Origin of the sequence: Mycolicibacterium sp. Y3 (assembly GCF_051188035.1) — a bacterium.
GTDB classification, from domain to species: Bacteria; Actinomycetota; Actinomycetes; order Mycobacteriales; family Mycobacteriaceae; genus Mycobacterium; species Mycobacterium fluoranthenivorans.
Genome location: NZ_JAVQLT010000001.1, coordinates 1,324,638 through 1,348,459, shown reverse-complemented (window position 1 = coordinate 1,348,459; position 23,822 = coordinate 1,324,638). Strand labels below are relative to the sequence as shown.

General features: G+C 67.2%; 25 protein-coding genes. 9 read left to right on the top strand and 16 right to left on the bottom strand.

Annotated features, from left to right (window positions below; all coding sequences use genetic code 11):
- The first annotated feature begins 55 nt into the window (after positions 1-55).
- Complete coding sequence (locus QN239_RS06675; RefSeq protein WP_499008870.1) at positions 56-895, top strand: helix-turn-helix transcriptional regulator; 840 nt, start codon at positions 56-58, stop codon at positions 893-895.
- Positions 896-923: 28 nt separating this feature from the next.
- On the opposite strand, the gene QN239_RS06670 is transcribed toward QN239_RS06675, so the two are convergent.
- Positions 924-1,400 carry a hypothetical protein gene (locus QN239_RS06670; protein ID WP_499008867.1) on the bottom strand — a complete coding sequence of 159 codons (477 nt, stop codon included), beginning with the start codon at positions 1,398-1,400 and terminating at the stop codon, positions 924-926.
- A gap of 339 nt (positions 1,401-1,739) precedes the next feature.
- On the opposite strand from QN239_RS06670, the gene QN239_RS06665 reads away from it, so the two are divergent.
- The gene (locus QN239_RS06665) at positions 1,740-2,363 is read left to right on the top strand and encodes a CDP-diacylglycerol diphosphatase (RefSeq protein WP_499008865.1); all 624 of its coding nucleotides are present in this window, start codon (positions 1,740-1,742) and stop codon (positions 2,361-2,363) included.
- Positions 2,351-2,485, top strand: coding sequence for a hypothetical protein (locus QN239_RS06660; protein ID WP_499008862.1), 135 nt, complete (start codon positions 2,351-2,353; stop codon positions 2,483-2,485). The genes QN239_RS06665 and QN239_RS06660 overlap by 13 nt, the downstream gene beginning before the upstream one ends.
- A gap of 83 nt (positions 2,486-2,568) precedes the next feature.
- Here the strand turns inward: QN239_RS06660 and QN239_RS06655 are convergent, their stop codons facing one another.
- The 5 genes from QN239_RS06655 to QN239_RS06635 all read right to left on the bottom strand — a co-directional run bounded on the left by QN239_RS06655 (position 2,569) and on the right by QN239_RS06635 (position 8,575).
- Positions 2,569-4,386, bottom strand: coding sequence for an ABC transporter ATP-binding protein (locus tag QN239_RS06655; RefSeq protein ID WP_499008860.1), 1,818 nt, complete (start codon positions 4,384-4,386; stop codon positions 2,569-2,571).
- A complete protein-coding gene (locus QN239_RS06650) occupies positions 4,383-6,275 on the bottom strand; it encodes an ABC transporter ATP-binding protein (RefSeq protein ID WP_499008858.1) in 1,893 nt (630 codons plus the stop codon). Before QN239_RS06650 ends, QN239_RS06655 begins: the two co-directional genes overlap by 4 nt.
- 176 nt (positions 6,276-6,451) lie before the next feature.
- Positions 6,452-6,997: a chromate transporter gene (locus QN239_RS06645; protein WP_499008857.1), complete on the bottom strand. Its 546-nt coding sequence runs from the start codon at positions 6,995-6,997 to the stop codon at positions 6,452-6,454.
- Positions 6,994-7,590 (bottom strand): chromate transporter, encoded by a 597-nt coding sequence (locus QN239_RS06640; RefSeq protein WP_499008856.1) that lies wholly within the window; start codon positions 7,588-7,590, stop codon positions 6,994-6,996. Before QN239_RS06640 ends, QN239_RS06645 begins: the two co-directional genes overlap by 4 nt.
- Positions 7,583-8,575, bottom strand: coding sequence for a phospholipase D-like domain-containing protein (locus tag QN239_RS06635; RefSeq protein WP_499008854.1), 993 nt, complete (start codon positions 8,573-8,575; stop codon positions 7,583-7,585). The genes QN239_RS06640 and QN239_RS06635 overlap by 8 nt, the downstream gene beginning before the upstream one ends.
- A 71-nt stretch (positions 8,576-8,646) precedes the next feature.
- Here QN239_RS06635 and prrA point away from each other — a divergent pair, with 71 nt between their 5' ends.
- Both prrA and QN239_RS06625 read left to right on the top strand, forming a co-directional pair.
- Positions 8,647-9,357 (top strand): two-component system response regulator PrrA, encoded by a 711-nt coding sequence (gene prrA / locus QN239_RS06630; RefSeq protein ID WP_090354654.1) that lies wholly within the window; start codon positions 8,647-8,649, stop codon positions 9,355-9,357.
- Between the two features lie 38 nt (positions 9,358-9,395).
- Positions 9,396-10,754, top strand: coding sequence for a sensor histidine kinase (locus tag QN239_RS06625; RefSeq protein ID WP_499008853.1), 1,359 nt, complete (start codon positions 9,396-9,398; stop codon positions 10,752-10,754).
- On the opposite strand, the gene QN239_RS06620 is transcribed toward QN239_RS06625, so the two are convergent.
- The gene (locus QN239_RS06620) at positions 10,751-11,329 is read right to left on the bottom strand and encodes an LppU/SCO3897 family protein (RefSeq protein ID WP_499008850.1); all 579 of its coding nucleotides are present in this window, start codon (positions 11,327-11,329) and stop codon (positions 10,751-10,753) included. The genes QN239_RS06625 and QN239_RS06620 overlap by 4 nt on opposite strands.
- Before the next feature lie 198 nt (positions 11,330-11,527).
- Positions 11,528-11,890 carry an FKBP-type peptidyl-prolyl cis-trans isomerase gene (locus QN239_RS06615; RefSeq protein WP_090354651.1) on the bottom strand — a complete coding sequence of 121 codons (363 nt, stop codon included), beginning with the start codon at positions 11,888-11,890 and terminating at the stop codon, positions 11,528-11,530.
- Positions 11,891-11,922: 32 nt separating this feature from the next.
- On the opposite strand from QN239_RS06615, the gene QN239_RS06610 reads away from it, so the two are divergent.
- Together QN239_RS06610 and QN239_RS06605 are read left to right on the top strand one after the other, a co-directional pair.
- Positions 11,923-12,171, top strand: coding sequence for a DUF2630 family protein (locus QN239_RS06610; RefSeq protein ID WP_090354650.1), 249 nt, complete (start codon positions 11,923-11,925; stop codon positions 12,169-12,171).
- 6 nt (positions 12,172-12,177) lie between these two features.
- Positions 12,178-13,734, top strand: a complete 1,557-nt coding sequence (locus QN239_RS06605) for a phytoene desaturase family protein (protein ID WP_499008846.1) — start codon at positions 12,178-12,180, stop codon at positions 13,732-13,734.
- On the opposite strand, the gene QN239_RS06600 is transcribed toward QN239_RS06605, so the two are convergent.
- The 7 genes from QN239_RS06600 to pdxH form a co-directional block, all read right to left on the bottom strand.
- Positions 13,723-14,139: a MarR family winged helix-turn-helix transcriptional regulator gene (locus QN239_RS06600; protein ID WP_499008845.1), complete on the bottom strand. Its 417-nt coding sequence runs from the start codon at positions 14,137-14,139 to the stop codon at positions 13,723-13,725. The genes QN239_RS06605 and QN239_RS06600 overlap by 12 nt on opposite strands.
- Positions 14,129-15,604 (bottom strand): MFS transporter, encoded by a 1,476-nt coding sequence (locus QN239_RS06595; RefSeq protein ID WP_499008842.1) that lies wholly within the window; start codon positions 15,602-15,604, stop codon positions 14,129-14,131. Before QN239_RS06595 ends, QN239_RS06600 begins: the two co-directional genes overlap by 11 nt.
- Before the next feature lie 103 nt (positions 15,605-15,707).
- A complete protein-coding gene (locus tag QN239_RS06590; protein ID WP_090354646.1) occupies positions 15,708-17,012 on the bottom strand; it encodes a citrate synthase in 1,305 nt (434 codons plus the stop codon).
- A gap of 51 nt (positions 17,013-17,063) precedes the next feature.
- Positions 17,064-17,750 (bottom strand): TetR family transcriptional regulator, encoded by a 687-nt coding sequence (locus tag QN239_RS06585; protein WP_499008840.1) that lies wholly within the window; start codon positions 17,748-17,750, stop codon positions 17,064-17,066.
- Positions 17,743-18,396, bottom strand: a complete 654-nt coding sequence (locus QN239_RS06580) for a TetR/AcrR family transcriptional regulator (protein WP_090354644.1) — start codon at positions 18,394-18,396, stop codon at positions 17,743-17,745. The genes QN239_RS06585 and QN239_RS06580 overlap by 8 nt, the downstream gene beginning before the upstream one ends.
- A 20-nt stretch (positions 18,397-18,416) precedes the next feature.
- On the bottom strand, positions 18,417-19,730 hold the full coding sequence (locus QN239_RS06575; RefSeq protein ID WP_499008838.1) for an MFS transporter: 1,314 nt from the start codon (positions 19,728-19,730) through the stop codon (positions 18,417-18,419).
- A 58-nt stretch (positions 19,731-19,788) separates the two neighbouring features.
- A complete protein-coding gene (gene pdxH, locus QN239_RS06570; protein WP_499008836.1) occupies positions 19,789-20,496 on the bottom strand; it encodes a pyridoxamine 5'-phosphate oxidase in 708 nt (235 codons plus the stop codon).
- 70 nt (positions 20,497-20,566) lie between these two features.
- On the opposite strand from pdxH, the gene QN239_RS06565 reads away from it, so the two are divergent.
- Positions 20,567-21,682: a citrate synthase 2 gene (locus QN239_RS06565; protein ID WP_090355053.1), complete on the top strand. Its 1,116-nt coding sequence runs from the start codon at positions 20,567-20,569 to the stop codon at positions 21,680-21,682.
- A gap of 40 nt (positions 21,683-21,722) precedes the next feature.
- Here QN239_RS06565 and QN239_RS06560 read toward each other — a convergent pair whose 3' ends face one another.
- Entirely contained in the window at positions 21,723-23,141 is a 1,419-nt protein-coding gene (locus tag QN239_RS06560) for a cytochrome P450 (RefSeq protein ID WP_499008835.1), read from the bottom strand.
- Between the two features lie 158 nt (positions 23,142-23,299).
- Between QN239_RS06560 and QN239_RS06555 the strand changes: the two genes are divergently transcribed.
- Positions 23,300-23,749: a VOC family protein gene (locus tag QN239_RS06555; RefSeq protein WP_090354641.1), complete on the top strand. Its 450-nt coding sequence runs from the start codon at positions 23,300-23,302 to the stop codon at positions 23,747-23,749.
- Positions 23,750-23,822 lie beyond the last annotated feature (73 nt).

The window sequence follows — 23,822 nt, the reverse complement described above, 5'->3', positions numbered from 1 at the left end:
AGATAGGATCTACGTCACACTCGCCTGTCCGCTACCCCCGAAAGAGGGGAATTCTGTGCAATCGCTGTTAAGGCCCCGCGATACCGATGCGGTGCGCGCTGAGCTGCGGCGGGTGGCCGCCGAGGCCGGGGTGCCGGTGCTGTTCGGCGGCGAGGTGCACGAGGACGCGCTGCTGCTCACCGAGTTCGTCGGCACCCGCACCGGCGGGCTGCGGGGGCTGGTGGTGCGGTCGCGGTCCGGGCTGGGCGGGGCCAGCATGGTGGCCGGCCGGCCGATGGCGGTGGCCGACTACCGCAACGACGTCAACATCACCCACGACTACGACGCACCGGTGTCCGGCGAAGGTATCCGCTCGGTGCTGGCGGTGCCCGTGCTGGTGGACGGACAGGCCCGGGCGATGCTGTACGGCGCGTACCGCTCCGCCGCCCCGATCGGTGGCCGGGCGATGGACCTGATGGTGGGGTCGGCCCGCCGGTTGTCGCATGAGCTGCGGGTGCGCGACGAGGTGGACCGGCGGATGCGGTTGCGCGAGGCGCACCTGTCCGGTTTTACCGATCGGGTGGCCGACCCGGAGAAGATCCGGGAGGTCCATGCCGACCTGCGCCGGTTGGCGGCTTCCGCGCCGGCCGAGATGCAGGGCCAGCTACGGGTGCTGGCCGATCAGCTTGGGGCAGCGTTGTCGGGCGGTGCTCCTGTTGCGGCACCGCTGACTCAGCGCGAAATTGATGTGCTGGCCCAGGTCGCCCTCGGATGCACCAATGCAGAAGCCGCTCAGCGGCTTTCGTTGAAACCGGAGACGGTGAAGAGTTATTTGCGCAGTGCCGCAGCGAAACTCGGGACGAAGACGCGGCATGAGGCGGTGTCGCGGGCCCGGCGGGGGCGGTTGATTCCGTGAGCGCAGCAAGTGGTTGCACTGCAGTAGTTCAGGAGATGGGCATCGAAGCGGCCAGCAACTCCCCTTGGCTTTCAATGTAGGTGAGCGACTGATCGATAATCTCGCCGTTGATCGCACTGACCACGATCATGTGCGGAGAATGGTAACTCAGCAAACGTTCATCGCCGACTTGCGCGGCCCCGCCGAGGTGTGACAGACACTCAGGGGTGATGAAGTAGCACCATCGTCGCTGGCCGTCGGAAAATTCAAGGACAACGTCTACGGTGTTGCAACCGTCCTCAACTGGACCGTCAATGGTCATGTGCACGAGCTTTACGACGCGCTGGCCGCTCAAGTCGAAACAGTGATCCGGATACCACCGCGCCTTCGCGTTGTCGCCGCGTACCTTCACTTGGCGCTTGTCGACGTCATGGGCCAGGATCGGATACGCGCTGCCGTAGGTGAGAGCGTGGGCGTAGACACCGACGCAGGCACACGTGGCAACGTTCCGCGAGTCAGCACCCATAGGGTTTGTGTCCCCCACAGACGGATTCTAGCTCCGAGGGCGTCGGTCGGCTGCCCATATCCTGAACGAGCTTTACTGGCCGACAAGTGTCGAAGTGCGTTCCTCGACAACGCAAACTCGGCACGAAGGCGGCCGACGTTCAGTTCGCCCGCTGCCCGGGTTGCAGGTAGTGCTTAAGCCACACAGTCCGTCATTTCATGTACGCCACCGCCGTCCCCCAATCGAGGGAATACGGATTCCCCTGTCGTGCAAGCCGACCAGCGGACAGACCCAGGCTTTCGGCTGCGGGAAGTTGTTCTCACCAAGCTTTCACCCCGCCTCATCCCCAAGAGAACAACCATGACGAACACCTCTCGCACCCGCCTCACCCGCCGCATCGCCGCCGTCGCCACACTGGCCGCCGTCCCGGCAATGGCCCTCGGTCTGGCCCCGACCTCCAATGCCGACGCCACGGCCACCATCTTCGGACCCTGCTCCACCATCAAGCAGACGGAGAGCGTTCCGTGGAAGGGTGTCGACCCGGCCAAGTACACCCCGAAGAGCAAGGGCACCAACTTCGACATCCAGTGGCCGAACAACGACGCGGCCCACGGGTGGGCGGTGCACTCCGGCAACTCCAGCCAGAAGAAGGTGCACACCGATCTGCTGGTCATTCCCACCATGCCCGAGTCGGGTATCGAATGCTCCAACCTGCTGTCCGCAGACGCACCCCACTACTTCAAGCACGCCGCCGACGAGGCTCATCTCTTGAACGGGGTCGGCGACTGGGCACTGGCCATCAACTCCGCTGACAGCCGAGGCCAAGAACAGATGCACATCCACCTGACCGAGCTGTACCGCCCGGCGCGCCACGACATCGACGCTGCAGCCAAGGCCGGCAAGATCACCGACAACGAGAGCAACTGGGTGAACGCGGGCACAACGACATCGCCCAGCCCAAGGGCACCGACATGTCCCACGTGATGGTCCTGGTCGCCAAGGATCCGCGCGGCGGCTTCGATGTGCTCGAAAGCGACCGGCAGAGCGGCCTGCCCGCAGGCATTAACAACGTCGAGTCCCTGCTGTACAAGATCGGCGGCAAGTAGTTAGGCCGGCATCGCCGACTGTGGGCCTTGTGTACGCGATACATCGACCTGGCGTACACAGGGCCCACAGTCGGCGTACGTCGTCACGCCAGCGAGTCCTCCCACGCCCGATACAACCCCGCGAAATGCCCACCCGCATCGATCAATTCACTGGGCGGGCCGTCCTCGACGATCCGCCCGTGCTCCAGCACCAGCACCCGGTCCGAGCTCAGCACGGTGGACAGCCGGTGCGCGATCACCACGGCGGTGCGGTCGGCCAACACCGTCACCAGAGCCCGTTGCACCAGGCGCTCGCTCGGGATGTCCAACGAGGACGTCGCCTCATCCAGGATCAGCACCGCCGGATCGGCCAGGAACGCCCGCGCGAAGGCGATGAGCTGACGCTGCCCCGCCGAGAGCCGGCCACCGCGTTTGGCGACGTCGGTGGCGTACCCGTCGGGCAGCGCGTCGATGAACCGGTCCGCACCGACGGCCTCCGCGGCGGCGCGCACTTCATCGTCCGTCGCAGAGGGCCTGCCGAAGCGGATGTTGTCGGCGACGGTGCCCTCGAACATGAAGTTCTCCTGGGTCACCATCACCACGTGGCGGCGCAGTTCGGCCTGCTCGATGTCGCGCAGGTCGACCCCATCCAGGCTGACCACACCCGAGACCGGGTCATAGAACCGCGCAATGAGTTTGGCGATGGTGGTCTTACCCGCACCCGTGGTCCCCACCAGCGCCACCGTCTGCCCGGCAGGCAGGTGCAGGGTCAGATCCGGCAGGACCGGACGGCCCGGCACATAATCGAAGCGCACATCGCGGAAGTCGACCTCCCCGCGCACCGCCGTCAACCGCACCGGATCCGACGGATCGCGGATCCCAGGCTCGGTGGCCATCACCCCGGAGATCTTCTCCAGCGCGGCCGACGCCGACTGGAAGGTGTTGAAGAACTGCGAGATCTCCTGCATCGGTTCGAAGAAGATGCGCAGGTACAGCAGGAACGCGGTGAGCGTGCCGAGCGTCATCCGGCCTTCGAGCACCAGGTAGCCACCGTAGAGCAGCACCATCCCGGTGGCGATGTTGCCGACCAGTCGCACGCTGGGCATGAAGATCGCCATCAGTTTGAAGGCGCGCTCGTTGATCGACTTGTACTGGTCGGCAACGTCTTCGAAGATCTCCTGGTTGCGCGGCTCGCGGCGATACGCCTGCACGGCCTTGATGCCGGTCATGGTCTCGACGAACTGCACGATGACCAGTGCCGCGGCCTCGCGCACCTTGAGGTAGGTCTTCGACGATTCGGCACGGAACCACCACACCAACCCGACCAGGATGGGGAAGGCGCACAAGCACATCAGGCCCAGCCGCCAGTCCAGCACCAACAGGAGCACTGCGGTGCCACACATCGTGAGCACGGCGGTGATCAGCCCGTCGAACCCCGTCGACAGCATCTCCTGGATGGCCTCGATGTCATTGGTGGAGCGGGCCACCACCCGGCCCGACGTATAGCGGTCGTGGAAGGCCACATCGAGACGCTGGAAATGACGAAACAGCCTGCGCCGCAATTCCAGCAGCACCTGCTGGCCGATCCGTCCGGACCGGCGCAGGAACACCATGCGGCTGCCGGCCTGCAGGATGACCACACCGCACAGCACCGCCAGGATGACCACCAGTTCACGCGCCGAACCGCCGGCCAGGATCGGCGGGATGCCGTGGTCGATCCCACGCTGCACCAGGATGGGCACCGACAGCCGGGCGGCGTTCTCGACCACCACGATGATCGCCAGCACCGCAATCACCGCGCGGTAGGGCTGCAGTAGCGAGTACAGCAGCGCGCGCGCTTCACCGCGCCGCGACACGGTTTCGTCGATCGCCGAATCGTCGGCGGACTCGACCGCCTGACCGCGCCAGTCGGTGGTACTCATCGCTGACGCTCCCAGCTGGACAGCGCTTCATCCTCCAGGTGCAGATGCTCCAGCTGAGAACGGCATTCGTCGTTCTCCCAGTCGCAGGAGCGCTCGGCACCATCGTCGAGCTCGTCGTCGGCGGCCAGCAGATAGCGGTATTCGGGCACACCGGCCAGCAGCTCGCCGTGAGTGCCGATATGCGTGATGGTGCCGCTCTCCAGCAGCGCGACCCGGTCGGCGAGCAACACCGTCGAGGCGCGGTGTGCCACCACGATGCCGGTGACCTCGCGCAGCACCCGGCCCAGCGCCTCGGTGACGACGGCCTCGGTGTGAACATCGAGCGCAGACAGGGTGTCGTCGAGCACCAGCACCGACGGGTGGGCCAGAATGGCGCGCGCCAGCGAAAGCCGTTGCCGCTGGCCACCGGACAGGCTCATACCCTGTTCCCCGATGCGGGTGTCCAGACCGAACGGGAGATCGTAGACGAACTCGGCTGCCGCCACCCGGACCGCTTCGGCGAGCTGCTCGTCACTCGCGACGGGGTTACCGAGCTGCAGGTTCTCCCGCACGGACATGGAGAACAGCGTCGGATCCTCGAATGCGGTGGCTACCGCGTGACGCAGCGCCGGCAGTGACAGGTCGCGGATATCTTTGCCGTCCAACATGATCCGGCCCTCGGTGACGTCGTAGAGCCGGGACAACAGGGCGGCGAGCACCGTTTTGCCCGATCCGGTGGAACCCACCAGGGCGATGGTCTCCCCCGGCTCGACGGCCAGGTTCACGTGCCGCAAGGCCCAGTCAGAGCTGTCTGCAAACCGGAAGCCGACGTCGACGAGTTCCAGCCGACCGCCGCGCGGGGTGGCGCCGTCCGGCCCGTCGGTGATCTCGCGTGGCGCGTCGAAGATCTCGGTGACCCGGTTGGCCGCCGTCATCGCCTCCTGCGTCATCGACAGCAGGAAGCCCAGCGAGGCGATGGGCCACACCAGCGACAGCATCATGGTGATGAACGCGACCAGGGTGCCCATGGTGACCAGCCCGTGGCCCGCCGCATAGGCGCCCACCCCAAGGACGACGATCAGCGTGACCGTCGGGATGACCTCCAGCAGCGTCCAGAATTTCGCCGACACCGCGACCTTGCGGACCTCGGTGTCGAACAGGTCGGAGGCCCGCTCGTCGAACCGCTCGTAGGCGTACTCCTCCCGGCCGAACGCCTTGACCACCCGCATCCCGAGGGCCTGCTCCTCGACGTGGGTGGCGACGTTGCCGGACTGGTCCTGCGCCTGCCGGGACAGCTGGGTGAACTGCCGCTGGAAGTGCAGCACCGTCGCGGTGATCGGCGCGATGGACAGCACCACGACGACCCCGAGCGGCCAGTACATGGCCAGCAGGATCGACGTCACGACGACGATCTGGACGAAGTTGAGCATCAGGAACAGCAGACCGAAGGACAGGAACTGCCGGATGGTGCCCAAGTCGTTCATCACCCGCGACAGCAGCTGCCCGGACTGCCACCGGCCGTGGAAGTTCATCGGCAGGATCTGCAGCCGCGCGTAGAGGTCTTTGCGGATATCGGCTTCCACGCCCATGGTGGCGCGCGCCACCAGCCAGCGGCGGATGAACCACAGCACGGCCTCGGACACGCCGACGGCGGTGGCGGCCGAGCCCAGGATCCACAGCCCGCGCTCGTCCTGGTGGCGGATCGGGCCGTCGATCACCGCCTTGGTGATCAGCGGGATGGACACCGTGGCGCCCAGGCTGACGAACGCGGCCAGCACCATGACGGCCCAGCGCACTCGGTAGGGCTTCAGGTACGGCAGCAGGCGCAGGATGTCCGAGGACGCGCGGATACGGCGTGGCGGCGGCGCAATGGCCGGCGCCCCGCGCAGCGCACTTCCGTCCGTATCCATGACCCCACCCACTGAGACTGTCTAACTCACGTCACCGACATCTACGTCGTGACGCGGCTGTCTGTTCCGACTCCCCCGGTTCCGATGTTCCCACGCCCGGCAACCGAATAACCGTTCGCCACTCGACGCTAAAACCTCAACAAATATTGAGGTCAATGGCATTCCCCTGTGGGCCGTCAGATGAAGCCGAGGTACCCGATCACGCCGGCGCCGGCCACGATGAACAGCGGATTGATCTTGCTGACCAGGAAGATCCCGGTGCACACGGCGGTGACGGTGTAGGCCCGCCAGTCGTGGTCGGCGGCCCGGCTCATCACCAGCGAGGTGGCCAGGATGAGCCCGACGGTCAGCGGCGCGAAACCCTTCTCCACGGCGATACGAAGTTTCGACTTCTCGGCGCGCTGCCAGAACAGCGTCACCACGTAGACGAACGACGCCGCGGGCAGCACCATCGCCACCATCGCGATCACCCCACCCAGGATCGCCCCGGGCACACCCCCGACGTGCAGACCCGCGCCATAGCCCACCATCGACACGATCAGGATGCTGGGCCCCGGCGCGGTCTGCGAGATGGAGAACAGGTCGGCGAACTGGTTGTTGGTCAGCCAGTGCCGGTGGTTGACCGCCTGCATGTGCATCTCCGGCAGCACCACGTTGCCGCCGCCGATGGACAGCAGCGAGAGCATCCCGAACAGGCCGGCGATCTGCAGGTAGGTGCTCACGACTTGACCTGCTCACGCCCCCGTGGCCAGGCCCAGATCAGGCTCAGCGGCGCCAGGATCGCCAAGGTCCCCAGCAGCGGCCAGCGCAGCACCCCGTTGAGCAGGAATGCCCCGCCGAACAGCAGCACCGGCACCACCCCGGTGAGGCATTTCTGGCCCGTCTTGATCACCATCGTCAGCGTCAGCGCCACCGCCGCGGCCGACGCGCCGTGCAGCACCCCTTTGACGGCGGGCACTTCCTTGAAGCGGAAGTAGACGAACGACAGCACCAGGATGATCACCAGCGGCATGAGGCACAGGCCGACGACGGCCGCGACCGCCCCGGCCAGGCCGCGCATCTTGGTGCCGGCGAAGACGGCCATGTTGACCTGATTGGCGCCGGGCAGGATCCGGCACATCGTCATCGCCGACAGGAACTCCGCCTCGCCCAGCCACTCCTTCTCGACCACCAGCACTTCCCGCGACCAGGCCGAGAGCCCACCGCCGAACGATGCGAGGGCGATGTGGTTGAACGTGAGCGCCAGTTCCACCAAGGACACCGGCGCTCCGTCAATCCCCGGGTCGCTGGGCTCCTGCCCGCCGAGCTCACTCATGCATCAAGTCCGGATCGTGCGGGAAATCGTCCTCGCCATGCTCCCCGGGCCGCAGTGGATCCGGCGGCTCGTACTGATGCGAGGACTCCCAGTCGAAGGCGAAGATCGCGCCCAGCCGGGCGACGGCCTCGGAATCCTCGACGATGACGCCGAGCTCGCGGCGCAGGTCGAAGGCACTGCGGTCGATGTTCATCGAGCCCACCAGCGCGTGCGCGTCATCGGCGATGAGCAGCTTCGCGTGCACCCGCAGGTTCTTCTGCTTGTGCACCTTCACGCCGAACCGGCGCAGGGTGCGCAGCGAGGCGAAGGTGTCCAGGATGTCCCACTCGCTGATGCCGTGCTTCCCACCGCACAGCACGCGCACCTTCACGCCGCGCCCGGCCGCGGCAGCAATGTGGTCCAGAATCACCGCGTCCACGTATTTCGGATGCTGAATATCGAGCCGGTGCTGGGCGGCGTCGATGAATTGCGCCATGTGATAACGCGAATTCGAATTGCTCCACAACAGCCCCTCGAACACCGCGGGATGCCAATCGTCGTGGTGCTCCCAGTCCGCGTCGAACGCGTCGACGATCTGCGCCACGTGCTGCGGCACAGTGGTGACGACCCCGTAGTCGCGGGTGAGGGTGAAGTACTTCTCGCAGAGGTTGAACGTGGCCACCAGTGCGGCCTGCCCGTCGACGACGATCGACTTCTCATGCGTGACATAGAACTTCGGATTGGTCCACGCCACGTTCACGCCGGCGGCCTGCAGCCGCGTGAACGAATCGTCGTTGGCACGGTCCCCGCCGGAGCGAGCCGGGTTCAGCATCACCCGCACGTCGACGCCCGCGTTGTGCCGCTCGATCACCGTTTCCAGCAACGATTCCTCGGTGAAGGTGAATTGTTTGAGGAGTAACGATTTCTCGGCCGACGCGACGAATTGCCGTACAGGTTCGACGCCGTCATCGGGCTGCACGATTACCCGCGGCGTAAATGCCTGCATAAATGCCGGATGCTAGCACCCAATGGTGTCCGGGACGTGCCTGCCGCAATAGCGGTGATTCATCGGGCAAGATGGGCCTTATGGACAGTGGAGCAGCGTCACCCCGGGTTCTCGTCGTCGACGACGATCCCGACGTCCTCGCGTCCCTGGAACGAGGCCTCCGGCTGTCCGGATTCGAGGTCGCCACGGCAGTCGACGGAGCCGAAGCCCTGCGCAGCGCCACCGAGACCCGGCCGGACGCGATCGTGCTCGATATCAACATGCCCGTGCTCGACGGCGTCAGCGTCGTCACCGCGCTGCGCGCCATGGACAACGACGTACCGGTCTGCGTGCTGTCGGCCCGCAGCTCGGTGGACGACCGGGTGGCCGGGCTGGAAGCCGGCGCCGACGACTACCTGGTGAAGCCGTTCGTGCTCCAGGAGTTGGTGGCCCGGGTCAAGGCGTTGTTGCGCCGGCGCGGCTCGACCGCGACCTTCTCCTCGGAGACCATCTCGGTCGGCCCGCTCGAAGTCGACATCCCTGGTCGCCGGGCCCGCGTCAACGGCACCGACGTCGACCTGACCAAGCGCGAATTCGACCTGCTCGCCGTGCTCGCCGAGCACAAGACCGCGGTGCTCTCCCGCGCCCAGCTGCTGGAGCTGGTGTGGGGCTACGACTTCGCCGCCGACACCAACGTGGTGGACGTGTTCATCGGCTACCTGCGCCGCAAGCTGGAGGCCGGTGGTGCGCCCCGGCTGCTGCACACGGTTCGCGGCGTGGGATTCGTGCTGCGGCAGCAGTGATGAGCGCTCGCGCGAAGAACAGACAGCAGTAGGCCCGCATGGATCTCAACGACCGCCTCTACCGGCTTCTCGGACTACCCAAGCGGGCGCTGTCGCTGCGCTCGATCGTGCTGGTGGCGTCGTTCTCGGTGATCGCCACCGTCATCACCATCGGCACCTGGGTGTGGATCGGCATCACCAACGAGCAGTACAGCCAGCTGGATCGCCGGCTTGACTCGATCAGCAGCCTCGGCGATGTCACCACCCTGCTCAGCAGCGCCCTCAACGATCACACCGATCAACTGGCGGCCAATGGCGGGTTGGTGCGCACCGCCCGCATCGCCGGGTCCACCGTGTCGGCGCCCGATGACATCGTCCTGCCCGAATTCCCGGACGGTTTCGCGACCACCACGATCAACGGCGTCAAATATCGGGTGCGCACGTTCAGCGCCGGCCAGGCCTCGGTCGCCCTGGGCGCGCCGACCGCCGAGACCGAGCATCAGATCGACGCCCAGCACCGCCGGGTGTTGCTGATCTGCGGCGGTGTCATCGGCGGTACCGCCATCGTCGGCTGGATCATCTCGGCCATCATGATCACCCCGTTTCGGCGGCTGGCCCAGCAGGCCCGGGCCATCAACTCGCAGTCCAAGCCCGAAGAGGTTCAGGTGCGCGGAGTCTGGGAGGCCACCGAGATCGGCGAGGCGGTCGAGGGCATGCTGGCCCGCATCGGCGACGAGCAGCAGCGGACAAAGGCGGCCCTGGAGTCGGCGCGCGATTTCGCCGCCGTCGCCTCGCATGAGCTGCGCACCCCGCTGACCGCGATGCGCACCAATCTTGAGGTGCTCGACACCCTGGAGATGCCCGACGAGCAGCGCAAGGAAGTGCTCGGCGACGTGATCCGCACCCAGACCCGGATCGAGGCGACCTTGACCGCGCTCGAGCGTCTGGCGCAGGGCGAGCTGACCACCTCCGACGACCATGTGCCGGTGGACATCACCGAACTGCTCGACCGCGCCGCGCATGACGCCATGCGCGTGTACCCCGACCTGGATGTGTCCCTGGTGCCCGCGCCGACAGTGCTGATCCTCGGGCTGCCCGCCGGGTTGCGGTTGGCGGTGGACAACGCGATCGCCAACGCGGTCAAGCACGGGAACGCGACCCGGGTGCAGCTGTCCGCGGTGGCCTCACGGGCCGGGGTGGAGATCGCCGTCGACGATGACGGCGTCGGGCTGCCCGAAGAGGAGCGCACCCGGGTGTTCGAGCGGTTCTCCCGCGGGTCGACGGCATCGCATTCCGGGTCGGGCCTGGGCTTGGCACTGGTGGCCCAGCAGGCCGAATTGCACGGCGGCACAGCCTCATTGGAAGCTAGCCCGCTCGGCGGCGTGCGGTTGCTGCTGCGGTTGCCCGGGCCGGCCTAATCCGAGCCGGCGGTCGGCGCCAAGCAGTAGGCCCGCACCGGGGCGGGATAGCTGTAGGTGGTGGTGTCGGCCGGGCACTGGGCGGCTGCGGAGTCGAATCGCTGCACCACCTTGTAGGCCTTGTCATCACTGACGGCGCAGTCGGTTTGTTCGAGGTTCTTGCCGCCGTCGGTCGGGTGATAGCAGTGCCCGGCGGTGAGGTTCTCGACGAGGCAGAGCCGGCCGACTGCGTGGTGGTCGAGAGTCCAGTCATAGCTGACGTAGTTGGCGTTGGCGCACGACCGGTCGCTGTCGAGCACCGCGCCTACCGTGAAGCTGGGGTCGGTGCCGCAGTCGGTGCGGTGCACGTCTTTTCCGTCGGCCCCGAGTGCAACACAGTCGCCGACAAGGTAACTCGTGATCTCCTGCTTCGCAGCGGTGGTCGCTTGCTGCACCTCGCGCTTCTCGGCCAAGCTGAATTTGGCGAGCAGAATCAGTGAGACGCCGATGATGGTGAGGGCCAACCGGACCTTCTTGGTGCGCCACCACCGTGTCTTGGCCGGAGCGGGCTGGGCGGTGGTTTGCGGGTTGGTCATATCTGTCGATCCTTTTTTCACGTGGACACCGAAAGCCCGCGTGCCGGGGCCTCTTGCAAGGTGTAGTCGCGAAACATTCGTCGATCCGAACGCCGCCCGAGGGTGATCTGCCCCACGGTCGGGACCCGCACAAGACAACGAACCGCCGTCGCTGCGGCCCACATTGGACCGGAACGACGGCGGTTCTGTTGGTGCTAGCTAGCGGGTGGCCAGCAGGTCGATGACGAAGATGAGCGTCTTGCCGGACAGCCGATGGCCGCCACCGGCCGGACCGTAGGCCTGCTCCGGCGGGATGGTCAGCTTGCGCCGACCGCCCACGCGCATCCCGGGGATACCGTCCTGCCAGCCCTGGATGAGGCCGCGCAGCGGGAAGGTGATCGACTCGCCGCGGTTCCACGAGCTGTCGAACTCTTCGCCGGTGTCGTACTCCACGCCGAGGTAGTGCACCTCCACGGAGCCGCCGGGTACCGCTTCCTCACCGTCGCCGACGATGACGTCTTCGATGACCAGCTCGGTGGGTGCCGGGCCGTCCGGAAATTCGATTTCAGGTTTTGTTGCCACGATTGTCCACCGTAGTCGGGCACACTGGCTTCATGGCCACTGATGCGGACATCCTCGCCGAAGTCAACAAGCTCGTCGCAGAGGAGCAGGAGCTGCGCACTGCACTGCAGCACCGCGAGATCGACGAATCGACCGAACACCAGCGCCTGCGCTCCATCGAGGTGCAGCTCGACCAGTGCTGGGACCTTCTGCGGCAGCGGCGGGCGCTGCGGGAGTCCGGCGGCGATCCCGACGACGCCGCGGCCCGCCCCGCCGAAGAGGTCGAGGGCTATCTGGGCTGACACCGGGTGGCACACGCGCAGTACGACGTCGTCATCGTCGGGGGCGGACACAACGGTCTGGTCGCCGCCGCGTATCTGGCACGTGCTGGGCGCCGGGTCCGGCTGTTGGAGCGGCTCGATCATGTGGGTGGCGCGGCCGTATCCGCACACGCCTTCGACGGTGTCGACGCCCGGCTGTCGCGGTACTCCTACCTGGTGAGCCTGCTGCCACGGCGCATCGTCGACGAGCTGGGCGCGCGAATCCGGCTGGCCCGACGGCGGCATTCCTCGTACACGCCCGACCCGGCCACCGGTGGGACCACCGGACTGCTGCTCGGAGCGCACGACACCTTCGACGTCATCGGCGCCCGGGCCGACGCAACCGGTTTCGCCGACTTCTACCGGCGCACCGGGCTGCTCACCAAGGCGCTCTGGCCGACGCTGCTGCAACCGCTGGAGACCCGGTCCGCGGCGCGGCGCCGGGTACTGGCCGGCGGGGACGATGCGGCCACCGCGTGGCGCGAGATCGTCGAAGAACCGATCGGGCACGCGATCACCGCGGCGGTGCACCACGACCTGGTGCGCGGGGTCATCGCCACCGACGCCCTGATCGGCACCTTCACCTCCGTCGAGGATCCCGCTCTGCTCCAGAACGTCTGCTTCCTGTACCACCTGATCGGCGGCGGTACCGGTGACTGGGATGTGCCGATCGGCGGGATGGGCGCGGTCACCGGCGCCCTGAGCGCGGCGGCCAGCGGCTTCGGCACTGAAATCACCACCGGTGCAGAGGTTTTCGCGATAAGTCCAGAGGGCGAGGTGCGCTACCGGGCCGGCGGCCAGGACCACACGGTGTCCGGCACGCACGTGCTGGCCGGTGTGACGCCCACGGTGCTGGCCGGGTTGCTGGACGAGCCCGCACCCGTGTCCGCGCCGGGAGCCCAGATCAAGGTCAACCTGATGCTGCGCCGCCTGCCGCGGCTGCGCGACACCTCGGTGACCCCCGAGCAGGCGTTCGGGGGCACCTTCCATATCAACGAGACACTGACCCAACTGGAGGGCGCTTACACCGCAGCGTCCCGCGGCCAAGTGCCCGAACCTCTCCCGTGTGAGATCTACTGCCATTCGCTGACCGACCCCAGCATCCTGTCCGCGAGCCTGCGCGCGGCCGGGGCGCAGACCCTGACGGTGTTCGGGCTGCACACCCCGCACAGCCTGTCCGCCGGCACCGACCCGGACCGAGCCAGGACCCGGTTGACCTCCGCGGCCCTGGACTCGTTGAACTCCGTTCTGGCCGAACCGATTCAGGACGTCATTGCCGAAGACGCCGCCGGCCGGCTGTGCATCGAGGCCAAGACCACCGTCGATCTGGACAATATCCTGGGCATGACCGCGGGCAATATCTTCCACGGGGCCTTGGGCTGGCCGTTCGCCGAGGACGACGAGCCGCTGGACACCCCGGCACGACGCTGGGGCGTGGCGACGGCACATCCACGAATCCTGTTGTGCGGATCAGGCTCCAGGCGCGGCGGTGCGGTGTCGGGGATCGGCGGGCACAACGCTGCGATGGCCGTGCTAGAGAGTTAGCTTCCGCAGAATCGTCTGCAGCGCAAGCAGATCAGCGTCGCCCAGGGCGGCCAGTGCGGCCGGTGCCGGGTCCTGCACCGCCTCGACGGCGGCGGCCACGGCCTGCCCCTCCTCGGTGAGCGACACTACCTTGCAGCGCCGGTTCGCCGGATTCGTCTGGCGCAACACCAGGCCGCGCTCCTCCAGATCATTGACGGCCACCGTCGCCGCGGGCGCGTCCATGGTGGCCGCCTCGGCCAGCTCTTTGACCGTCATCGGGGTGCGGGCCAGCCTGCGCAACACCCGAATCCGGCTGAACGGTAGACCGGACCGGTCGATCACCGCGCGCTTCCAGTCACCGCGGTTCTCATGCACGAGTGCGGACATCCGTTGCCACACCTCGTCGGCAATCAGGTCATCCGACATGGACCGCCGCCTTCCCTTCGATCAGCGGGACCAGCCGTTGCGCCGAGGCCAGGGCACGCGGCGCGGTGGACACGAAGCCCAACACGATGATCACGACTCCGAGCGCGACACAGACGAACCAGAGCGGACGGGCGGCGGCGATGAAGTCGACCCCCGAGGCCAGCAGTGTCGTGCCCGTCACCGAACCACACAGCGCCACACCGATACTCACTCCGATTTGACGGCTGGTGCTGGTCACCGCCGAAGCCGCCCCGGCCCGATCCAGCGGCATCCCGCTGACCGCCGCGTTGGTGATGGGGGCGTTGACCATCGAGAAGCCCATACCGAACACCGTGAACACCACCAGCAGCGCCCACACCGGCGTCGTCGCCGTCAGGAACGTCAACAAATACGCGGCCGTGGTGATGAGCACACCGGCAGCCAGCAGTGACGGCCGCGCACCGTAGCGACCGACCAGCCGGCCCGACAACGGTGAGAACACCAGCGCGCCGACGGCGATCGGCAGGTAGATCAAACCGGTGTGCATGGCCGAGAACCCGCGCTCGGCCTGCAGATACAGCGACATCATGAACAGGAACGCACCCCAGGTGGCGAATGCGCTGATGGCGATCACGGTCGCCGAGGCGAACGGGACGCTGCGGAAGAAGCGCAGGTCGATGAACGGGTCGTGGCGGCGCGACTCGAAACGCAGGAACGCGGCGAACGCGACCGCGGCCAGCACCGCCACCGCGATGACCCGCGGGTTGGTCCAGCCCATCCCGGGCCCCTCGATCAGCGCGAACACGACACCGAACAGGAACACCACGGCCAGGCCCTGCCCGATCGGGTCGACATTGCGCATGGTCGCCGATTTCGTCTCGGGCACGAAGATCGCGGTGAGGAGGACCGCAGCCGCACAGATCGGCAGGTTGATCCAGAACACCGCGCGCCAGCCCACGTACTCGATCAACAGACCACCCACCGTCGGCCCCAGCGCCATCGAGATTCCGACCACCGCGCCCCAGAAGCCGAGTGCGCGGGCGCGTTCCACCTTCCCGGTGAAGACCTGCGAAATGATGGACAGCGCAACGGGGTTGAGCATCGAACCACCGATACCCTGCAGCAACCGGGCGGCGATCAAGGTGTCGACACCCGGAGCCAGGCTGCACAGCAGTGAGCCGACGGCGAACACCGTGAGCCCGATCTGGAAGATCCGCCGGCGGCCGAACCGGTCACCCATCGCGCCGGAGAGCATCAGCAGCGAGGCGAGCACCAGGGTGTAGACGTCGACCACCCACTGCAGCTGCGCTGGGCTGGCCCCGAGGTCGGTGCGGATGGACGGGATGGCGACGTTGACGATGGTGGCGTCCATCGACACGATCAGCAGGCTGAGGCAACACGACACCAGGACGACGGCTTTACGCCGCGGGGTCAGGTTGCTGATGGAGTCGGGCCGCCGACGACCATCCTGCACAGTTTCATTCATACAACCATTGTGAAACTACAATCATTACCTTTGCAAACGCTGTCAGTGCACGAACAGGAATGCCCCCGACAGCCGGAGCTCTCGGGGGCATTCCTGCGCGGTCTCAGCTGCGGGTGTCGATCCCCGCATAATCGCGCTCGGTGTAGCCGGTGTAGATCTGCCGCGGCCGGCCGATCTTGCCAGGCTCGGAATGCATCTCGCGCCAGTGCGCGATCCAACCCGGCAACCGGCCCAAGGCGAACAGCACGGTGAACATCCGGGTCGGGAAGCCCATGGCCCGGTAGATCACGCCGGTGTAGTAGTCGACGTTCGGGTAGAGCTTGCGCTCGATGAAGAAGTCGTCGGTGAGCGCGATCTCTTCGAGCTGCTTGGCGATGTCCAGCAACTCGTCCTCGACACCGAGCTTGCCCAGGATCTTGTCGGCCTGCTCCTTGACGATGCGCGCCCGCGGGTCGTAGTTCTTGTAGACCCGGTGCCCGAAGCCCATGAGCTTGACACCCTCTTCGCGGTTCTTGACCTTCTTGACGAAGGTCTGCACATCGTCGCCGCCGGACCGGATCTTCTCCAGCATCTCCAGCACCGCCTGGTTGGCGCCGCCGTGCAGCGGGCCCCACAGCGCGTTGATGCCGCCGGAAATCGAGGTGAACAGGTTGGCCTGCGACGACCCGACGAGGCGCACCGTCGAGGTCGAGCAGTTCTGCTCATGGTCGGCGTGCAGGATGAACAGCATGTCCAGCGCACGGACGATCTCGGGATCGACCTCGTAGGGCTCGGCCGGGAAGCCGAACGTCATCCGCAGGAAGTTCTCGACCAGGGTCAGCGAGTTGTCCGGGTACAGGAACGGCTGGCCGACCGACTTCTTGTAGGCGTAGGCCGCGATGGTCGGCAGCTTGGCCAGCAGCCGGATGGTGGACAGCTCCACTTGCTCCTTGTCCAGCGGATCCAGCGAATCCTGGTAGTAAGCGCTCAACGCGTTGGCCGCCGACGACAGCACCGGCATCGGGTGCGCGTTGCGCGGGAAACCGTCGAAGAACCGCTTCAGATCCTCGTGCAGCATGGTGTGCCGCTGGATCTGGGTGGTGAACTTCTCCAGCTGCTCGGTGGTGGGGAGCTCACCGTAAATGAGCAGGTAGCTGACCTCGATGAAGGTGGACTTCTCGGCCAGCTGCTCGATCGGGTACCCGCGGTACCGCAAGATGCCGGCGTCACCGTCGATATAGGTGATCGCGGATTTGGTGGACGAGGTGTTGACGAACCCGCCGTCGAAAGTCGTGTAGCCCGTCTTGGCGAGCAACGAACCCAGCGCGATGCCGTCGGAACCCTCGGTGGCGCGCACGATGTCCAGGTCCAACGAGCCACCCGGATACGACAGGGTCGCTACTTGGTCAGGGCTGGAGTTTTCGGCCACGGGAACCCCTTCTGTGGTCGTGAGCTAAGCGTCACTACTGGACGGTAGTCGCTAACGTTGCGGCCCGCTTGCGTGGGGTGCCACGTCACGCGCCGGAAGCTGCGTTGCTTGCGGTGTCGGCGCCCACGATCGGCGGAACCTCTCGAAGGTCGCCGACAGGCGTTCGCACAGGATCCCCGAGTTGATCGGCGGATGCCCGGGCAATCCGAGCTCGGCGAATGACGAGGAGAACAGCAAGGTCCAGATATCGGCGACGAGTCCCACCGCGGGGTCGGACACCCGGACACCCAGCCGTTCGGCCAGGACCTCCACCGACGCGCCGGCGTGCCGCTGTTTGAACGCGAACGGCGAGGTGGACATCGAGGTGGCACCGTTCACGATGGAGATCAGCACCGCCATCCGGGTGAAGGCCGGCGACTCGTGACCCTGGCGCGGAGCGAAGATCTCCAGGTGCGCCCGCAGCAGGGCCTCATGCGTGGTGATCCCCCCGGGCTGGCGGCGCAGCGCCTCGGCGACGTAGCCGTCCATGTCCTCGGCCAGCGCGACGACGACATCGGCCTTGGTCGGGAAGTACCGGCTGAAGGTGCGCGGGGACACATCGGCGGCGATCGCGATCTGCTCGACCGTGGTGTTGTCGAATCCCTGCCGCTGACACAACTCGGCCGCGACGGCCACCAGCGTTGCGCGGGTCTTGAGCTTCTTTCGTTCCCGCAGTCCCGCCCCGACCTGATCAGACATTCGCCGCCACATCGAGGTCCGCGACGAACTCCCCCGTCTGCACACACGCCTGGTTCAGCCGCTCGACCATGAGCAACGGCCCGAGCGGGCCACCCTCGGTGTCTCCGACGAGATCCCCACACGCCGCGACGATGATCGACGAGAACACCGTCACCCCCAGCAGCAGTCGGCGGTCATCGGTCGGCACGCCCATCCGATCGGCAAGCACCGCAAGCACTCTCGGGTGTCTGAACTCGAAGGCGGCCTGACGCAACACGTCCGAGCCGTTGATGATGCGCAACATCAGCACGATGCGGCCTTTGGTGAGCCGGCCGACGGTTTGCCCGTCGACGCGAGTCAGCACCTCCACGTGCGCGGCGCGCAGCGCTTCCAGTGGTCCCAGGTGCCGCGGCAGACGGGTGATCTCCGCGGCGATCTCCTCCGCGAGATCCTCGATGAGCGTGAGGAACACGGCCTCTTTGGTCGCGAAGTAGCGACTGAAAGTGCGCGCCGAGACATCCGCCTGCGCGGCGATCTGATCGACCGTGGTGCGCTCGTAACCCTGGCGCAAACACAAGTCCAGCGCGGCGTCGATCAGTGTCGTGCGGGTTCGCTGCTTCTTGCGTTCACGCAAGCCGAGATCGGTCCCCACCCCGGCATCAGCCATTGGTGGATGGTAACTCCCACTCACGCATCGTCCCGGCTATATGCGTGCACTCGGTAACGCGCGAACGCCGGACCGGCCAGGGCAGCCACCGTCACACCGATCACCACCAACAGCCCACCGCCGGCGGCAGCCGCCGTCGTTCCCACCACCGCGGCCGTGGCACCGTGGGCCACATCGGCGATCCGCGGGCCGCCCGCCACCACCACGGTGAACACCCCCTGTAAACGACCACGCAGATCGTCGGATGCCGCCTCCTGCAGGATGGTCGACCGGAAAGCCGCCGACACCATATCCGCGGCGCCACCCAAGGCCAGGAACGCCAGCGCCACCCACAACATCAGGCCCGCCGTGCCGTGCGCGGCTCCGGCCGCCACGCCGAACCCGAACATCGCCAGCCCCCACACCACGATGGAGACCAGCACCGTCAAGCCCTGTCTTCGGACCCTGGGCAACCAACCGGAGAACACGCCGCCGGCGACCGCCCCCACCGACATGGCCGCGGCCAGCAGCGCCATCGTGGTGCCACCCTCCACCGGTCCGCCGAAGCTCTCGTGGGCCATCTGCGGGAACAGCGCCCGGGGCATCCCGAAGATCATCGCGATCAGGTCGACGACGAAGGACATCAGCACCACCTGGTTGCCGGCCAGGTAGCGGAAGCCCTCCAGCACCGCGCGGAAACCGAACTTGCCCTGACGGGGCGAGCGAAGCGACGGGGAAAGATCCGCGTCACCGGTTCGGATGGGCGGCATCTTCGCCAGCCGGACCGTCGCCCAGATGGGGGTGATGCACGTGACGGCGTCGATCAGATACAGCGTGGACAGATCGACGAAATGCAGCAGCATCCCGGCCAGCAGCGGGCCAACGATGGCACCGAACTGCATCACCGTCATGTTCAGCGAGTTGGCCGCGGGCAGCTGCTCGGGCGGCAGCATGCGCGGAATCGCCGCCGCCCGGGTGGGCGAGTTGACGGCGTAGAAGACCTGCTGCAGCGACAGCAGACACAGCACCACCCAGACGTTGTTCAGCGCGAGCGCGGCCTGCAGCCACAGCAGCACCGACGAGCCCGCGAGCCCGACGGCGGTGATGATCAGCAGCAGCCGGCGATCCATGGCGTCGGCCCAGGCCCCGCCCCACAGACCGAACACGATCAGCGGGACCAGCGCGAACAGACCGGACAACCCGACGTAGGCCGAGCTCTGGGTGAGTGCGTAGAGCTGGACGGGGACCGCGAAGATGGTCAGGTTGCCGCCGATGACAGTGACGATGCCGGCCAGCCACAACCGCCGAAAGTCCGGGGTTCTCAGCGGTGTGGTGTCGGCGAACAGCCGTTTCACCGTGGGGCGAGCGAAGCGACGGGGAATGTCGTCCAGGCGAGCGAAGCGACGGGGAATGTCACGGCTGCAGCCGCTCGATGGTGATTGTCGCCGCCGGAGCGGCTCCGGCGCGACCCTGCGTCACGCGAATCCTGTTGTGTACCCGGTTCTCCCGGCCCTGCCAGAACTCGACGACCTCAGGGGCGATCAGATACCCACCCCAGTGCGGTGGCACCGGGACGGTCTCCTGGTCGGCGAACCGGGCCGTCACCTCGTCCAGCTGATCCAGCAGCGCGCGACGCGAGGCGATCGGCTGCGACTGGTGCGAGGCCCACGCACCGAGCTGCGAGCCACGCGGACGCTTGCTCCAGTAGTCGGCCGTGGCCTCCGCGGACACCTTGGTCACCGGACCGCGCAGATGCACCTGACGCCCCAGCCCGTACCACGGGAAGGTCGCCGACGCGTACGCGGTCGCGGCGAGCTGCTCGCCCTTCGCGGAGTCGTAATTCGTGTAGAAGCTGATCCCGGATTCGTCCACGCTCTTGCACAACACCGTCCGCGTCACGGGCCTTCCCCGCTGGTCGACGGTGGCCACCACCATGGCGTTGGCCTCGGGCAATCCGGCCGCCCCGGCCTCGGAGATCCATGCGCGCAACAGCGTCAGCCAGCCGGTCGCGGGGTCCGGACCGAGCCAGTCGGCATCGAGGTCGACGCTGCCGTCCTTCTCGACCGATCCGTACTCGACCCGCATCGCGGCCAGGTCCTGATTGTCGGCGCTGGTGCTCACGCGCCAACGCTACGCCAGCCGATGGCCACCGCACACGGCCGTCGCCGACGCGGGTGCGACAATTCCGCACATGACTGTTCCGGAAAACTTCGTTGCCGGGCTGGAAGGCGTCGTGGCCTTCACCACCGAGATCGCCGAACCGGACAAAGACGGCGGCGCACTGCGCTACCGCGGCGTCGACATCGAGGATCTGGTGACCAAGCACGTCACCTTCGGCGACGTGTGGGGCCTGCTGGTCGACGGAGAGTTCGGGCGGGGCCTGGCCCCGGCCGAGCCGTTCCCGCTGCCCATCCACTCCGGTGACGTCCGGGTCGACGTGCAGGCGGGGCTGGCCATGCTGGCGCCCATCTGGGGCTATGCGCCGCTGCTGGACATCGACGACCAGACCGCCCGCGACCAGCTGGCCCGCGCCTCGGTGATGGCGTTGTCCTATGTCGCGCAGTCCGCACGCGGTATCGGCCGGCCGGCGGTGCCACAGCGCACCATCGACGAATGCGACACCGTCACAGCACGTTTCATGACCCGCTGGCAGGGCGATCCGGATCCCCGTCATATCGAGGCCATCGACGCGTACTGGGTGAGCGCCGCCGAGCACGGCATGAACGCGTCGACTTTCACTGCCAGGGTGATCGCCTCCACGGGCGCCGATGCGGCGGCGGCGCTCTCGGGTGCGGTGGGCGCGATGAGCGGGCCGTTGCACGGCGGAGCCCCGGCACGGGTGCTGCCGATGATCGAGGAAGCCGAACGGACCGGTGATGCGCGCGCGGTGGTGCGCGGCGTCCTGGATCGCAAGGACAAGCTGATGGGCTTCGGGCACCGCGTCTACCGCGCCGAAGACCCCCGCGCCAGGGTGCTGCGGGCGACGGCACAGCGGCTGAACGCCCCGCGGTTCGAAGCAGCGGCGGCGCTGGAACAGGCTGCGCTGGCCGAGCTGCGGGAGCGCCGACCCGACCGCGCCATCGAGACCAACGTGGAGTTCTGGGCCGCGGTCATCCTGGATTTCGCGCAGGTACCGGCCCGGATGATGCCCGCCATGTTCACCTGTGGACGGACCGCCGGCTGGTGCGCACATATCCTCGAGCAGAAGCGCCTGGGCAAGCTGGTGCGCCCGGCGGCCATCTACGTCGGGCCCGAACCACGGTCACCGGAAGCCGTGCCAGGCTGGGAGCACGTCCGCACGTCGTGAGTGTCTTCGACACGGCGGCAACGACTTCGGCCTCGCCACGTCAGCGACTGGGTTCCCGCTCGCAGGTGCCGACCCGTCCCCCTGCGCCGCCCTCGTAGGCGAAGCTGCGCCGCCAGGCCACCCTGGCCCAGATGGGCGCCCCGGCGACCATGGTGAACGGCGTCGCCAACGGGAAATCGTCGTCACTGGACCGGATCTCGGTGCCGCGCACGATGGTCGCCAGCGCCAGAGTGGCTTCCAGCATGGCGAAGTGTTCGCCGATACATGACCTCGCACCCGCCCCGAACGGCAGGTACTGCCACCGGTCCATGGTCTTGACCGCCTCCGGCCGGAACCGCTGGGGATCGAAGAGCTGCGGCCACTCCCACAATGTCGGATCACGTTGCACGGCGTACGTGCCGAACACCAGCAGCGTCCCGGCCCGCACGCGGTAGCCGTCCACCTCGATATCGCGCACCGCCGTGCGGGCCGCCCCGGGTGCGGGCGGGCACAAGCGCAGCGCTTCCCGCAGCACCTGCACGGTGTAACCCAGGTGATCGATGTCCTCGGGTCCCAGTGCGCGGTCACCCAGTTCGGCAGCCTCCGCGCGGACGTTCTCCTGCATCTCCGGATAACGGCCGAGCTGCCACAACGCGTAGGTCAACGCGGTCGCGGTGGTGTCATGGCCGGCGGCGATGAACACGATGAGCTCATCGCGGATCTCGGCGTCGGTCAATCCCTGACCGGTCTCCGGATCAACGGCCGCCATCAGTGCGCGGACCAGGGGTGCATCGAGATCGGGATCGTCGCGGCAGGCCTGCAGCACGTCCTCGGCAAGCCTGCGCAACGTCGCGGCCGCGGCCCGGGCCCGGTTGCGCCCCGGGGTGGGCACCCACCTGGGCAGCCGCAGCGGGGACACCGCGCGGTCGGCGATATAGGCCAGAACCGTGCGCAGCGGTTCGTCGATCTCGTCCGCACGCTGGTCCAGGTCCAGCCCCAGCACCGCCCGGCCCAGCGCACGCATGGTCAGCCGGCGGCACTCCTGGTCCAGGTCGATGCGGGAGCCTTCCGACCAGCCGTCGACCACCGACTGCGCGGCCTGCGCCATATCCCCGGCGAAGGTCTGCACCTGCTTCTTGGTGAACACCGGCTGCACCGCGCGCCGGCGGGGCAACCACTCATCGTGCATCAGGTCGAACAGGTTCTCACCCAGCACATGCTGCATCTCGCGATGCGTGGTCGCCTTCTCGACGTACTCGCTGCTGCGGCCGAGAATGTCGCGCCCGCCGCGGGGCGAGGTGACCAACACCACCTCGGGCATCAACCACCGGGGGGCCAGCTTCAATCGGGTCACCGGGCCGCCGGAGTCGCGCAGCACCTCGAACCCCGTGTGGAAGCTGCGCAATGCGCGCAGCTTCTCCCGGTACGGCAACGGATTGAGCGGTGGCTGCGGCAGGCCCTCGACCGGGAAGTTGCTCATACGTTCAGCCTGGTAGCGGTGGCGCGGGTGCCCTAGCGTAGTTGACTACTCGTCTTTGCCTACTCGACGCATTGCTGTCACCCGCCCCATCCGCGATGAGATCCGCAGACCCGGCCGGTCTGTACCGTCGTCCACCCATCCCGCTTGCAGGAGAGACCATGGCCATCGAGATCATTCCCGCCGTCAGCCCGCACCTCGTCGTCGACGACGCGGCCGCCGCCATCGATTTCTACGTCAAGGCGTTCGGCGCCACCGAACTGGGCCGGGTGCCGGGCCCGGACGGTCGGCTGGTGCACGCCGCCCTCACCATCAACGGTGCCACCGTGATGCTCAACGATGACTTCCCCGAGTACAACGACGGCAAGTCGCAGACACCGAAGGCCCTCGGCGGATCGCCGGTCACCATCCATCTGACCGTGACCGATGTCGAGGCCAAGTTCGCCCGGGCCGTCGAGGCCGGCGCCGAGGTGGTGATGCCGCTGGAGGACCAATTCTGGGGTGACCGGTACGGGCTGGTGCGGGATCCGTTCGGCCACCAGTGGTCACTGGGGCAGCCGGTGCGCGAAGTCAGCCCGGAGGAGATCGCCGAGGCGATGCAGGCGCAGTAGCGGGGCCCGCGCCGCGCCGGAAACGCCCGGTTTTCGACCGGGTCAATTCGGCACTGTCCCTGTGGGATTCGTC